This is a genomic window from Vibrio sp. D401a (assembly GCF_030248515.1).
GTDB classification, from domain to species: domain Bacteria; phylum Pseudomonadota; class Gammaproteobacteria; order Enterobacterales; family Vibrionaceae; genus Vibrio; species Vibrio rotiferianus.
In genome coordinates this window covers 82,151-95,520 of sequence record NZ_JAHGAI010000008.1, presented here as the reverse complement: position 1 = coordinate 95,520, position 13,370 = coordinate 82,151, and the positions used below count along the sequence as shown (strand labels likewise).

The window sequence follows — 13,370 nt, the reverse complement described above, 5'->3', positions numbered from 1 at the left end:
CTCCAATTTTGCAATTTTCACAGTTTTCTTCGCAACTGAGATCAACTCCGATAAGATCGATTTGATCTTATCCGCTAGCCAATTTTTATTGATCAAAATCAATGTTTTCAGTTGGTGCTTCTCGTTAAATACGCCACAATATATTGTGTCAGTCGAATAAAAATTAGCCCTATATAGTGTGTTTGTGGATAAGTCTGTGAACATTCTGGGTAAGGAGAAAAAGTGAAACCAATCGTAATCAAGCGTGACGGCTCAAGAGCTCCGTTTAGCAGGGATCGTATTCAATCAGCAGTGGAATCTGCAGCGGAGAAAAAAGACAAAGATATCGCAATTCATGCATTAAATGTTGCGCTTGCTGTTGAGCTTAAGTTACAGGGTCACGATGAGGTTCACATTCATGAGATTCAAGATCTAGTCGAAAATGAACTCATGCAAGGTCCTTACAAGTCACTTGCACGTTCGTACATTGAATATCGTCACGATCGCGACATCGCGCGTGAGAAGCAAAGCGCACTGACTCGCGAAATTGAAGGTTTGATTGAAGAAAGCAACCTAGACCTAATCAATGAAAACGCGAACAAAGACGGTAAAGTAATTCCGACTCAACGCGACTTATTGGCAGGTATTGTAGCGAAACACTACGCGAAGACACACATCCTTCCACGAGATGTGGTTCAAGCGCACGAAGTGGGCGATATCCACTACCACGATTTGGATTACGCACCGTTCTTCCCAATGTTTAACTGCATGCTTATCGACCTTAAAGGCATGCTAACGCACGGCTTTAAAATGGGTAACGCTGAGATTGATACTCCAAAATCAATTTCAACAGCAACAGCAGTAACGGCACAGATCATTGCTCAAGTAGCGAGCCACATTTACGGCGGTACAACCATCAACCGTATTGATGAAGTTCTAGAACCGTACGTAATGACAAGTTACGAGAAACACCTAGAGATCGCTAAAGAATGGGATATTGCGCAGCCTGAAGAGTTTGCAAAAGCGCGTACAGAAAAAGAGTGTTACGACGCGTTTCAATCTCTAGAATACGAAGTAAACACGTTGCATACCGCAAACGGTCAAACACCATTTGTTACGTTCGGTTTCGGTCTTGGTACAAGCTGGGCATCTCGCCTTATCCAGAAATCTATTCTGAAGAACCGCATTGCTGGTCTAGGTAAAAACCGTAAAACAGCGGTATTCCCGAAACTGGTATTTGGTATTAAAGATGGTTTGAACCACAAATCAGAAGATCCAAACTACGACATCAAACAACTTGCGCTTGAGTGTGCGACAAAACGCATGTACCCAGACATTCTTAACTACGACAAAGTAGTAGAAGTGACAGGTTCATTTAAAACGCCAATGGGTTGTCGTAGCTTCCTAGGTACCTATGAAGAGAACGGTGAGCTAATCCACGAAGGTCGTAATAACCTTGGCGTAGTGAGCTTGAACCTTCCTCGTATCGCTATCCGTGCAAACGGAAGTGAAGAGAAGTTCTACGAGTTACTCAACGATCGTCTTCGCCTTGCTCGTAAAGCACTAGAGACACGTATCCAGCGTCTAGAAAACGTGAAAGCACGTGTAGCGCCAATCCTATACATGGAAGGTGCGTGTGGTGTTCGCCTAAAAGCTGATGACTCTATCGCAGAGATCTTCAAGAATGGTCGAGCATCTATCTCTCTTGGCTACATCGGTGTACATGAGACAATCAACGCGCTATTCGGTACAGAAGCGCACGTATACGACGATGCGGTTCTGAGTGAAAAAGCAGTAGCTATCATCAAGCACCTAAAAGATACGGTTAATGGCTGGGCTGATGAAACTGGCTATGGTTTCAGCTTATACGCAACACCAAGTGAAAACCTATGCAGCCGTTTCTGCCGCATCGACGCAAAAGAGTTCGGTGTAATTAAAGGTGTAACAGACAAAGGCTACTACACCAACAGCTTCCACTTAGATGTAGAGAAGAAGGTGAATCCATACGACAAGATCGACTTTGAGATGCCTTACCCAGAAATCTCAAGCGGCGGCTTTATCTGTTACGGTGAGTTTCCGAACATGCAGCGTAACGTTGAAGCTTTAGAAAACGTATGGGATTACAGTTATACACGTGTTCCTTACTACGGTACCAACACACCAATCGATGAGTGTTACGAGTGTGGCTACAACGGTGAGTTTGACTGTACAAGTAAAGGCTTCACTTGCCCAAGCTGTGGCAACCATGACTCCACGAAAGTGTCAGTAACACGCCGTGTTTGTGGCTACCTAGGCAGCCCAGATGCACGTCCGTTTAACTTCGGTAAACAAGAAGAAGTTAAGCGTCGAGTTAAGCACCTGTAAGGTTTACTTAAACTCAGACCCAAATAATGAAAATCAACCTGTCGTGGGTTGATTTTCTTTTCTAGCCAGCAGAACAAGGCACGATTATGAATTACCACCAATATTATCCAATCGACGTTGTTAACGGACCAGGTACACGCTGCACGCTGTTTGTGTCGGGCTGTGTACACCAGTGTCGCGGCTGTTATAACCAGTCGACACAACGTTTGGACTCGGGTGTGTTTTTCACGCAAGAAGCTGAAGATAAAATCATCGCAGACTTAAACGACACGCGCATCAAACGCCGTGGTTTATCTCTGTCTGGTGGTGATCCTCTGCATCCAGCAAACGTGCCGCACATTCTTAAGCTCGTGAAACGGGTAAGAGAAGAGTGCCCAGGCAAAGATATTTGGGTTTGGACGGGTTACACGCTTGAAGAACTCGATGACGCGCAGCGTGAAGTGACGCAGTACATCGACACCTTAATCGATGGGAAATACGAGCAAGATAAACGAGACCTCAATCTAGAATGGCGAGGCAGTTCGAATCAAATTATCCATCGATTCACTGACCTCTAAGCGTTCCAACTCAAGAAAAGCCAAATATAAAAAGGGCACATTCGTACATTTCGAATGTGCCCTTTTGGTGTGAGTTCTTTAAAGCTATTCATTATAAACAGAGACTTATGCTAGCTCTTGCTTGTATAAACATAGCATAATCTTATAGTTACGCTGTCACTCCGGAGTCATCTTCAACCATATTATTAATCCAACGCTTAGACTGGATGCGATGGGTGGTCAGAATGCCTTTCACTAGTTCCTCAAAAAGTAGGGACATCAACACCCAATGCAGTGGTAAACCCAATACCATCCCAGTGTAGTAAGTGAGCGGAATACCAATCGCCCATTGACCAAACGTGTCGATGAAGATGCTATAGCGGATATCTGCGCCACTTTTCAACACGCCGCCGATGCCGACCATGTTGAATACTCGCAGAATCATACCTAGTGCTAACACCAAGCATACATTTAGTGCCATTTGCTTATCGGTAAGTGGACTCATCTCAAGTAAGTTCAAAATCAATGGTGAACACGCCCAAACGACTAAGAATAATATTGTTGCAAGCACAGCGCTGGTAAACACATACCACCAAGCGGTTTTCTCCACTCGGTCATATTCTTGAGCACCAATGTCATTGCCCAGCAGCACGGATGCAGCGACAGCAAATCCCATAAAGGTTGAAATCAATACACCTTCAATCGGGGATAGGAAAGAGATAATCGCGAGCTCCGTGACACCTAATTGACCGTAAATAATGCTGTAGACAATCAAGCCGCCGGTCCACAACGCATCGTGGATCAACATTGGCATCGACACTTTGAAATATTTGTTTCGGTACTTCTTTACTGTCCCTTCAAGCCAATCTGAACGAGTAGGGAGAAGATGTGAATATCGACGACAAAAGAAGTAACCCAGCACTGCAGTTTGGAAAAAGCGCGAGATAAAAGTACCGACAGCAGCTCCAAATACGCCCCATTGTGGGAACCCAAGTAAACCAAAGATTAAAACCGCATTGAGGAAGACATTCACAACGATGGCAGCAATGCTTACATAAGTTGGCATCTTTGCTTCGCCTACTGATCTCAAGACTGACTCAATAGGTACCACGACAGCTGTGCCTAATAAACTCAATCCAGTCACCACCAGATATTCACGAGCATAGCTAACATACTCAGGGTCATCTGCCATGAATGAGACAATCTCTTTGTCATAAACCACATACAGCCAAATGAATGGTAAGGTAACAAGCATCGAAATAAACCAAGATTGGGCAAGTGTTCGACGTATACCAGCCATGTTGCCAGAGCCAAAATATTGAGACGCTAATACCGTCACTGCGCCACACAATCCGAATACGACGGCCAAGTTAAAGAAAAAGATTCGGTTGCCAACACCAACAGCTGCAGTGGCTGATTCACCAAGTTGACTCACCATAAAAATGTCTACAGCACCCAGCAGAGAAAACAACATGGATTGCAGTGACACAGGAACACCAATTGCAACCAGTTTTTTCCAAAATGCTTTGTCTATGTATTCGCGTGTTAAGAGCATCGCATTTCTCCTTTAAGAACAATGCGAGTAGTTTATCCCCATGATTTGACGTTGTATTTTTCAAATACATCCAAAAGTTTTGTCAAACTATCCAGTGTCTGTCGATTGTTTGATAGAGCACGCTTTCCCTTAGTGCACTTGTGAGCCATCGGATCATGGAAGAAAAGCAAGAACGTTACACAATTTCAGAGAAGACCTACCAAGAGTTCGTTGACCATACGCGAGTCCTTGCCCTCGAAGAAAGGGGGATCGTCCAATGTGGTATCGCCACTTGTCGAGAGTTCTTTTCTGTTTACCGCAAAAACCAGAAGAAACACATGTTGCTGTATACGGTTCGTGGAAAAGGCTGGTTACAGAGCGGCGCCTGCCGCTATGATTTGGAGCCAGGATCGTTAGTGATCGTGCCCGCGGGTATTGAAAATGGCTTTGGAATGGAAGATGAAACGTGGCAAATCGCGTGGGTATTCCTTTCTCAAAATAAAGGATGGCCGATGGTGAATGAAGAGATCGAATATCAACTTACATCTGCACCAGAAGTGATGTATTCCTGCATTCAAACGCTATTACGTAGTATTAATCTGCCTATCGATTATGGCGGTGAGGTAGGGGCGCATAGCGTTGCTCAGCTCGAACTCATGCTGAACATGCCACATTCAGATTCTATATCACGTAATCAATTAAAACTGCGTCGTGTGTTTGACTTGGTTCAAAGGCAGCTTCACAAAGACTGGACGGTTGAACAACTTGCTGCGTTGTACCCATGTTCTGAACCGCACCTACACCGTTTGACTCAGCAGCAGTTTGGACGAAGCCCAATGGCGCACCTAACCCGCATGCGAATGGAATATGCGGCGCGTTTATTGCGGTCAACTGAATGGTCAATTCAGCATATAGGCGAGATAGTAGGGTACCCAACAGGGGCGAACTTCAGTACGCGATTTAAAGCCTGGTCGAGCATGACGCCACGTGAATTTAGGAAAAACGGAAAGCTTGATTCGCACTTTGATGAGTGAATTGTACTTTTTGTGAACGATTGAGTTCATAAAATTCCGCAGTCACCAGAATTTTGTACTCTAATTGGCGAAATGAGTGAAAAATAGTTTCGCCATTTTTAACGAAAGTGTTACCGTGAGGTTCGATACTTGAATTTCAAAGGGTTATGACTTTCATGTTTTCTAATCTACCAACTCCCGTATTAGATCCTATTTTATCTCTTTCCGTCGCATACCGCGGCGATGAACGTCCAAACAAGGTTGACCTTGGTATTGGCGTGTACAAAAACAGTGCTGGCGAAACACCAATCATGAAAGCCATTCAGATGGCGCAAGAAGTGGTTATCGAAAATCAAAAGACCAAATCTTACGTTGGTCTAGCAGGCTGTGAAGAATTCAACCAAAGCATGATCGATCTTCTTCTGACGGATACGTCAGCAATGGATCGTGTAGCCGCTATTCAAACGCCTGGTGCGAGTGGAGCATTGCGTATGTTGGGTGACCTAATGAAGGTTGCACAACCAGATACGACAGTTTGGATTTCAAACCCAAGCTATGTAAACCACAAGCCAGTAATGGAAGCAGCTGGACTGAAAGTGAAGTTCTACCATTACTTCTCACCAGAAACGAAACAAGTTGATACGGCGAAAATGCTAGAAGACCTATCTAAAGCAGGCCCTTCTGACGTTGTGCTTCTGCACGGCTGTTGTCACAACCCAACGGGTGCGGATATTGATTTCTCTGCGTGGCAAGCGATCACCGAACTTTCGCAAAGAAACGGTTTTACGCCATTTGTCGACATTGCGTACCAAGGCTTTGGTGACGGTCTAGAGGAAGATGCAAAAGGTCTCCGCTTTATGGCTGACAATGTTGAAGAAATGCTGATCACAACTTCATGTTCGAAAAACTTCGGCCTGTACCGAGAACGAACTGGTGCTGCGATTGTGATCGGTAAGAACACCCAGGATGTAGCAAACGCGAAAGGCAAGCTGCTAACATTAGCGCGTTCGACTTACACGATGCCGCCAGACCATGGTGCCGCATTGGTAAAAACGATCCTGCAAGATGCAAATCTGACTTCAGTTTGGAAACAAGAACTAAGCGGAATGCAGCAACGCTTGCTGAATCTTCGTCAAACTTTATGTAACGAGTTGAGAAATAACCATAATACAGATCAATTTGATTTCATTGAGAGCCACAAAGGCATGTTTACTGTGCTAGGCTTTAGTGAAAACCAAATGGCGCAACTGCGTGAAGATTATGGTATTTATGGTGTCGGTGATGGTCGTATTAACATCGCTGGTTTGACCGAAACTCATATTCCTTACGTTGCTGACGCTATTCAAAAAGTATCTCAACGTTAATTGGGAGAGTTGATGAAGAACTGGAAACTGATTCTGCCGCTAATGATGAGCGGCGGTCTTATTGCGTGTACGTCGACGCCAACGACTACTGAGCCTGTTGAGCCAGATACACCAAAGGTAGAGCAACCAGTCGATGTACCGGAAGTGAAACCAGAAATTGAACCTAAGCCTGAGGTTAAACCCGAACAAAAACCTGAAGTTAAACCAGAGGTTAAGCCTAAGCCTGAAAAGCCACCGAAGGTAACAAAAACGCCGGATGGGAAATTGGTTTTAGGTGCGGAAGAATGGGTTTATGTACCAGCTATTGACCAGACATTTAAAGCTCGTATCGATACTGGAGCAACAACATCGTCAATTAGTGCAACAGATATTGTACCGTTTGAGCGGGACGGTAAAGACTGGGTGCAGTTCAAAATTGATGTGAATGGCAAGGCCAGCAAAGAGTTCAAGCTACCGGTGGAGCGATGGGCGAAGATCAAGCAGTCATCAAGTGATGAAGTTGATAAGCGAGCGGTTGTTGTGGCGTACATACAGGTTGGTGATATGAATGAACAAACCGAGTTTACGCTAGCTGAACGAGGCCATATGAAGTTTCCAATTCTACTTGGGCGTAGTTTTTTTAGAGACGTGGCAATCATAGATGTGTCTCAGAAATATGTTCAGAAAAAACCAAACAAGAAAAAGTAAATAAAAAAGCCTTCCATATGGAAGGCTTTTTTTAAAATGAAAATCTTGCAGCCATGGCTACCTGAGAACCGTAAACACCAGTATTTCTTACTTCTAAGCCAAGAGATAGCTGTTGGGTCGAATGAAAACGGCCCCCTAAAGAGTAGGTTGTTGCGTTACCGTCATTTGCAATCAACTGTCCAAATTGAGCATGTACCTCAATATCTTGCATCAACCACATTCTGGTACCTAAATTTACTTCTGCACGCCAGTTATTATCGTAGTAAGAGCTATACTGCTCGACGACTTCTTCATTAATATTATGAACGAGCATTTGGCCAAATATATCTGCAAATTGACCTGCTGGGCCATTAAAACCTATACCTCCAGCTACATCCCAATCAGAATTAAACTCGGTATCTCCACGGATGATAAAGTGAGTGTTTTCAGTAAAATAAGTTGTAAACTCACCACCAAAGGTGCCCGGGCTTGTCCCCATTCTAAACTCCAACATGTTGTAGTTGAAATTATTAGCATGTGATGAAAGTGGTAATAGGGCACACACGCCGATAGCTGTTAGTTTGAGAGCCTTTGCTAGCATGATGTCTCCGGGCTTTATAAAGTGAAAAAACAATAATATAGAAAAAGGCCTGCAATTAGCAGGCCAAAGTTGTGTTTTATATCACTTTTCTGAGATTACCTATGCTAGGTTAGACAGTAAGCATAGGTACTTGAGCTTTACAGTACCACAAGGTGCTCTACTTCAATTTCTGGTTTGTTACCACCTTCGAACTCACCAAACAGACGTACTTTCGTGGTTTGGTCGATTGGCGTCGTTAGTCGAATATCGTCATCTAGCTCAACCATGATTTCACCAGAACCGTCGCTGAAGATAAATTGGTCGGCGCGCGTTTGACGAAGTAGGTTACCTTCTACAACCACGTCTTTCTCGGTAAACATGCTTGAATCTTTAATCAAAGCGTCGACTTTCTCTACCGTAACAGGGCCATTAAATTGAATGCTTGATTGGCCGTGGTTGTCGTCTTTCGCCATTGCAACAGTAGGAGCGATAGCAAGTACAGCGATAGTAGCGATAACAGTGTTTTTCATAATTTGGCTTCTCTATATAGGTGTTCGTTTTTGATGGTGCTATTAAAACAAACCTTATTTGAACCATTACTGATTCGAACATTCATATTCGATTCATTTTCTTGAGTCCTATGCTGAGATAACGTTATGATTGTTCACCTTCTTTTTTCTCTTATTAAGCGTTCATGAAATCACCAATCCCATCATTAATGGTTCAAGGCACAACTTCAGATGCCGGAAAAAGTGTCCTTGTGGCAGGGTTATGCCGTGTGTTGGCAAGGCGAGGGGTAAAAGTTGCCCCATTCAAGCCACAGAATATGGCTCTGAATAGTGCAGTTACCAAAGATGGGGGGGAAATTGGGCGTGCTCAAGCCGTTCAGGCGCAAGCTTGCAACGTTGAGCCTACGGTTCACATGAATCCTGTGCTAATTAAGCCTAACAGCGACACAGGTGCTCAGATCATCTTACAAGGCAAAGCATTGTCGAATATGGACGCAGTCGGGTTTCATGATTATAAGAAAGTCGCAATGGGAACGGTGCTGGATTCATTTACACAACTGACGGACGAATACGAATCGATTATGATTGAAGGTGCTGGCAGCCCAGCAGAAATCAATTTAAGAGAAAATGACATCGCTAACATGGGCTTTGCTGAAGAAGCCGACGTTCCAGTCATTATTATTGCGGATATCGACCGTGGTGGTGTATTTGCCCATCTGTACGGAACGCTAGCATTACTATCCGAATCCGAACAAGCTCGCGTTAAAGGCTTCGTAATAAACCGTTTCCGTGGCGATATCAGCTTGCTTGAATCTGGCCTTGAATGGTTAGAAGAAAAGACAGGCAAACCAGTGTTGGGGGTATTGCCGTTCTTGCATGGTTTAAACCTAGAGGCAGAAGACGCCATTACGGCTCAGCAAGAGCTATCTTCACACGTTAAACTCAATGTTGTGGTGCCCGTATTAACACGCATTAGTAATCATACCGATTTTGATGTTTTGCGTCTTAATCCAGACATTAACCTTCGCTACGTTGGTAAAGGCGAAAAGATCGACAAAGCCGACTTGGTTATCTTGCCGGGCACTAAGTCAGTTCGCGACGATTTGGATTATCTGCGTAGCCAAGGCTGGGATAAAGACATTCAACGCCATATCCGACTTGGCGGAAAAGTCATTGGTATCTGTGGTGGCTACCAAATGCTTGGTAAGATTATTAACGATCCCAATGGTGTGGAAGGCACCCCTGGCCAAAGTGAAGGGTTAGGGTTGTTAGACGTCAATACGATTCTAACCAACAGCAAACAATTAACGCATACACAAGCGCAGATTTGCCTAAACGGTAAAACTGTAGATGTAAAAGGCTACGAAATTCATGTTGGTCGAAGTGAAGTGCAGGGCGCTCAACCTCTGACATTGAGTTCTGGCGAAGCAGAGGGCGCGATAAGTGAGTGTGGCCAAGTAATGGGAACATACCTTCACGGGTTCTTTGATGAGGCCGACGTTTTAAGCCTTGTGGCTGAATGGGTAAACGGGACTCAAATCGCACAACAAGACTTTGAAGAGTTAAAGGAACAAGGCATTAATCGCATTGCAGATGCGATAGAACAACATATGAATCTTGACTTTCTGTTCAAATAAAACCAGTTTTTAACTGTTTGAAGCATAAATAAAAGTGGGCACATTGTTCCACAATTTCTTTTTCTGCCAGTCTAGCACCGGAGTGTTTTTATGAAAGCATGGAAGATTCATGCTTGCCTAGCGGCAATATTGAGCGTTTCATCAGCAGCAAACGCAGCGACCGATATTAAAGTTTACGCGGCTTCGTCTATGACTAACGCGATTGACGATATCGCACAAAAATTTGAACAGCAATATGATGTGAAAGTCACTCCCGTTTACGGAGGCTCCTCATCCATTGCTCGCCAAATCCTAAATGGCGCACCAGCTGATGTGTTCATTTCTGCGAACACTAAATGGATGAACTACTTAGTAAAATCAAATGTAATTGAGAGTGACGGCGTCACTAATTTGGTGCGCAACAGCCTCGTTCTTATTGCACCACTAGCTTCAAGTGTTACTCCTTTTAACTTCTCAGATGGCAATGCATGGAGCCAAGCATTAGACGGCAATCGCCTTGCGCTTGGTAACCCTGTTTCGGTGCCTGCTGGTATGTATGCTCGAGAATCTCTTTCGCACTTTGGTGTTTGGAAGCAGATTGAGCGACAAGTGGCGCCAGCGAAAAATGTTCGTCTTGCATTAGCATTAGTTGAGCGTGGTGAGGCACCGCTTGGTGTTGTGTACAAAACCGATGCGCTTTTAACAAAAAAAGTAAAAGTGGTCGGCGAGTTTGCTAATGACTCACACGCGGATATTGTTTACCCAGCGGCGATTGTTAAAGACTCGACACAATCTAAGCAGTTTTTTGAATATTTGAAATCCGACGATGCTAAACAAGTTTTTATGCAATACGGCTTTCAATAAAAAGGGCACAGAGTGACAGAACTTGAATACCAAGCCTTAATACTAAGCCTAAAAGTTGGTGCCTATGCCGTCGTTTGGTTAATACCATTGGGCATTGCTCTGGCTTGGTTACTTTCTCGAAAACAGTTTATCGGTAAATCCATTCTCGACAGTCTGATCCATTTACCATTGGTATTGCCGCCAGTTGTGATTGGTTATCTATTGCTGATCTCATTAGGCCGACAGGGGTTTCTTGGCAGTTGGCTTTATGAACACTTTGGTTTGGTGTTCAGCTTCAACTGGAAGGGGGCGGTTATCGCTTGTATCGTTGTTGCGCTGCCTTTGATGGTCCGTTCCGTTCGCCTTAGCTTGGATAATGTTGATCCTAAGCTAGAACACGCTGCTTCAACGTTAGGCGCATCACCTTTAAAGGTATTCCTTACTATCACGCTGCCTTTAACGATCCCAGGTATTATCACAGGTACGATGCTTTCTTTCGCTCGCAGCTTAGGCGAATTTGGAGCTACAATCAGTTTTGTTTCTAACATTCCCGGTGAGACCCAAACCATTCCTTTGGCGATGTACAACTTTATCGAAACGCCGGGAGCAGAGATGGAAGCCGCGCGCTTATGCATCATTTCTATTGCTTTGGCTCTCTCGACATTAATGATATCAGAATGGTTAAATCGCAAAGCTGCTGCGAGACTGGGAGCTAAACGATGAGTATAGAAATTCAATTTAAACAATCACTTGGTGAAACTAATTTTGATATCGCCTTATCGTTACCGGGTAATGGAATAAGCGCGTTATTTGGCCGTTCTGGTGCCGGAAAGACCACACTAATCAACGTTATCAGCGGGTTGGTGACGCCAAAGCAAGGTAAAGTGTCGATTGGTGAACACGTTCTTTTCGATAGTGATGCCGGAATTAATTTACCGACACACAAGCGCAAGATTGGCTATGTATTCCAAGACTCTCGCTTGTTTCCGCATTACTCCGTGAAAGGCAACTTACTCTACGGCGTAGTCGAAAAAGATGATGATTACTTCGATAAAGTGACAGAGTTACTCGCTATTACACCGCTATTGAAACGCTTTCCAATCTCTTTATCCGGTGGTGAGAAACAGCGTGTAGCAATCGCGAGAGCGCTCCTTTCGAAACCTAATCTGCTATTGATGGATGAACCTTTGGCTTCGTTGGATATGCCCCGTAAGCGAGAAGTGATGCCATTTTTGGAAGAGTTATCTGAACAGGTCAATATTCCAATCGTCTATGTCACGCATAGTTTGCAAGAGATTCTTCGTTTGGCGCAGCATCTGTCAATTCTCGATAGGGGGCGAATCATGATGTCAGGTAAGTTAGAGGATGTGTGGGCATCTCATGCCATGCGTCCTTGGCAGTCATTCTCAGACCACAGTAGCTTATTCGAAGGAAAGATCGCGACGCACCACGATAAATACGCGCTGACGTGCGTAAAGCTCGCACCGAGCGCTTGTTTGTGGGTTCAAAAAGTCGATGGAGAGCCAGATACACCAATTCGGCTTCAAGTGCGTGCAAACGACGTATCTATCGCGATAGAGAAACCTGTATCTACATCGATACGTAACGTGTTAACAGCGACCGTCGCATCTATAGAAGAGATTAATACAGGTGAAGACAAGCAAAGTATCACAGTATCACTCAAGTTAGATGAAGAATGCCACCTATGGGCTACCATCACTCCATGGGCATTGGATGATCTGAGCCTGAAAGTTGGTGATGCGGTTTATGCGCAAGTAAAAGGTGTGAGTGTCACGCAACGAGATATAGCATTAGCACATCATTAAATTTCGCGAATTATGCACATAAAAAAGGCCGCATCTGCGGCCTTTACTTTAAACTCAGTATTGAAATTACTTTTCGAATACTTCTTTGAATTCACGTTTAAGAAGAGGGTCACGACGCGCTTTCTTAAGCTGCTTAACCATGTCTTTTACACAGTTGTGTAGGACATTGTCTAACAGTTGAGAACGGTATTCTTCTTTGTCTTCGTCTGTCATGTTTTCTGGCAGATTTAGAGTCGGGAACTCTTCCATTACATTTAGACCTGCAAATGCTTGACCTACAGTCACTAGAGCGTGGAATTGTTCAAAGTTGTCCAGAATGTTTTGTGCACTTGCTGGCATTTCATCCCAAGATGCACGTACAGCTTCTTCAGACACTTCATGGATAGAGGTAACCATCTCGAACATTTGCTCAGGTACTTCGTCAAATTCAATAACTTTGCGTAGTTCAGGAGAAATGGTTTCTAGATCGATTTTTTTGCTTTCGTTGTTAGTTGCTTCTGACATGGTGTGTCTCTCGTTACAAAAGGCGGGAATATTAAT

At 44.1% G+C, this 13,370-nt stretch carries 13 protein-coding genes; 9 read left to right on the top strand and 4 right to left on the bottom strand.

Annotated features, from left to right (window positions below; genetic code table 11):
• Positions 1–222 precede the first annotated feature (222 nt).
• Together nrdD and nrdG are read left to right on the top strand one after the other, a co-directional pair.
• Complete coding sequence (nrdD, locus tag KIV41_RS04680) at positions 223–2,343, top strand: anaerobic ribonucleoside-triphosphate reductase (protein WP_010451743.1); 2,121 nt, start codon at positions 223–225, stop codon at positions 2,341–2,343.
• 86 nt (positions 2,344–2,429) lie between these two features.
• Complete coding sequence (gene nrdG / locus KIV41_RS04675) at positions 2,430–2,900, top strand: anaerobic ribonucleoside-triphosphate reductase-activating protein (protein WP_010451744.1); 471 nt, start codon at positions 2,430–2,432, stop codon at positions 2,898–2,900.
• 148 nt (positions 2,901–3,048) lie between these two features.
• On the opposite strand, the gene KIV41_RS04670 is transcribed toward nrdG, so the two are convergent.
• Entirely contained in the window at positions 3,049–4,434 is a 1,386-nt protein-coding gene (locus KIV41_RS04670) for an MATE family efflux transporter (protein WP_252042718.1), read from the bottom strand.
• A 155-nt stretch (positions 4,435–4,589) separates the two neighbouring features.
• Here KIV41_RS04670 and KIV41_RS04665 point away from each other — a divergent pair, with 155 nt between their 5' ends.
• The 3 genes from KIV41_RS04665 (at position 4,590) to KIV41_RS04655 (ending at position 7,477) form a co-directional block, all read left to right on the top strand.
• On the top strand, positions 4,590–5,447 hold the full coding sequence (locus KIV41_RS04665; RefSeq protein ID WP_252043311.1) for an AraC family transcriptional regulator: 858 nt from the start codon (positions 4,590–4,592) through the stop codon (positions 5,445–5,447).
• A gap of 155 nt (positions 5,448–5,602) precedes the next feature.
• Positions 5,603–6,790: an amino acid aminotransferase gene (locus tag KIV41_RS04660; protein ID WP_252042724.1), complete on the top strand. Its 1,188-nt coding sequence runs from the start codon at positions 5,603–5,605 to the stop codon at positions 6,788–6,790.
• A 12-nt stretch (positions 6,791–6,802) separates the two neighbouring features.
• Positions 6,803–7,477, top strand: a complete 675-nt coding sequence (locus tag KIV41_RS04655) for a RimK/LysX family protein (protein ID WP_038883119.1) — start codon at positions 6,803–6,805, stop codon at positions 7,475–7,477.
• 31 nt (positions 7,478–7,508) lie between these two features.
• Here the strand turns inward: KIV41_RS04655 and KIV41_RS04650 are convergent, their stop codons facing one another.
• Positions 7,509–8,057: a hypothetical protein gene (locus KIV41_RS04650; protein WP_038883116.1), complete on the bottom strand. Its 549-nt coding sequence runs from the start codon at positions 8,055–8,057 to the stop codon at positions 7,509–7,511.
• A 137-nt stretch (positions 8,058–8,194) separates the two neighbouring features.
• Complete coding sequence (locus KIV41_RS04645; RefSeq protein ID WP_252042725.1) at positions 8,195–8,566, bottom strand: YgiW/YdeI family stress tolerance OB fold protein; 372 nt, start codon at positions 8,564–8,566, stop codon at positions 8,195–8,197.
• Positions 8,567–8,730: 164 nt separating this feature from the next.
• Here KIV41_RS04645 and KIV41_RS04640 point away from each other — a divergent pair, with 164 nt between their 5' ends.
• The 4 genes from KIV41_RS04640 to modC all read left to right on the top strand — a co-directional run bounded on the left by KIV41_RS04640 (position 8,731) and on the right by modC (position 12,830).
• Positions 8,731–10,182, top strand: a complete 1,452-nt coding sequence (locus KIV41_RS04640) for a cobyric acid synthase (RefSeq protein WP_285335782.1) — start codon at positions 8,731–8,733, stop codon at positions 10,180–10,182.
• Between the two features lie 90 nt (positions 10,183–10,272).
• Entirely contained in the window at positions 10,273–11,025 is a 753-nt protein-coding gene (gene modA, locus KIV41_RS04635; RefSeq protein WP_252042727.1) for a molybdate ABC transporter substrate-binding protein, read from the top strand.
• Positions 11,026–11,037: 12 nt separating this feature from the next.
• On the top strand, positions 11,038–11,727 hold the full coding sequence (modB, locus tag KIV41_RS04630; RefSeq protein WP_285335781.1) for a molybdate ABC transporter permease subunit: 690 nt from the start codon (positions 11,038–11,040) through the stop codon (positions 11,725–11,727).
• A complete protein-coding gene (gene modC / locus KIV41_RS04625) occupies positions 11,724–12,830 on the top strand; it encodes a molybdenum ABC transporter ATP-binding protein ModC (protein ID WP_252042730.1) in 1,107 nt (368 codons plus the stop codon). The genes modB and modC overlap by 4 nt, the downstream gene beginning before the upstream one ends.
• Positions 12,831–12,896: 66 nt before the next feature.
• Here the strand turns inward: modC and KIV41_RS04620 are convergent, their stop codons facing one another.
• Positions 12,897–13,334: a DUF3069 domain-containing protein gene (locus KIV41_RS04620; RefSeq protein WP_010451758.1), complete on the bottom strand. Its 438-nt coding sequence runs from the start codon at positions 13,332–13,334 to the stop codon at positions 12,897–12,899.
• Positions 13,335–13,370: the final 36 nt, after the last annotated feature.

Coding starts and splice junctions, on each gene's coding strand:
- KIV41_RS04645 (WP_252042725.1), bottom strand. CDS start 8,566: ATGAAAAACACTGTTATCGCTACTATCGCTGTACTTGCTATCGCTCCT.
- KIV41_RS04650 (WP_038883116.1), bottom strand. CDS start 8,057: ATGCTAGCAAAGGCTCTCAAACTAACAGCTATCGGCGTGTGTGCCCTA.
- modC (WP_252042730.1), top strand. CDS start 11,724: ATGAGTATAGAAATTCAATTTAAACAATCACTTGGTGAAACTAATTTT.
- KIV41_RS04670 (WP_252042718.1), bottom strand. CDS start 4,434: ATGCTCTTAACACGCGAATACATAGACAAAGCATTTTGGAAAAAACTG.
- KIV41_RS04620 (WP_010451758.1), bottom strand. CDS start 13,334: ATGTCAGAAGCAACTAACAACGAAAGCAAAAAAATCGATCTAGAAACC.
- KIV41_RS04660 (WP_252042724.1), top strand. CDS start 5,603: ATGTTTTCTAATCTACCAACTCCCGTATTAGATCCTATTTTATCTCTT.
- KIV41_RS04640 (WP_285335782.1), top strand. CDS start 8,731: ATGAAATCACCAATCCCATCATTAATGGTTCAAGGCACAACTTCAGAT.
- KIV41_RS04655 (WP_038883119.1), top strand. CDS start 6,803: ATGAAGAACTGGAAACTGATTCTGCCGCTAATGATGAGCGGCGGTCTT.
- modA (WP_252042727.1), top strand. CDS start 10,273: ATGAAAGCATGGAAGATTCATGCTTGCCTAGCGGCAATATTGAGCGTT.
- nrdG (WP_010451744.1), top strand. CDS start 2,430: ATGAATTACCACCAATATTATCCAATCGACGTTGTTAACGGACCAGGT.
- KIV41_RS04665 (WP_252043311.1), top strand. CDS start 4,590: ATGGAAGAAAAGCAAGAACGTTACACAATTTCAGAGAAGACCTACCAA.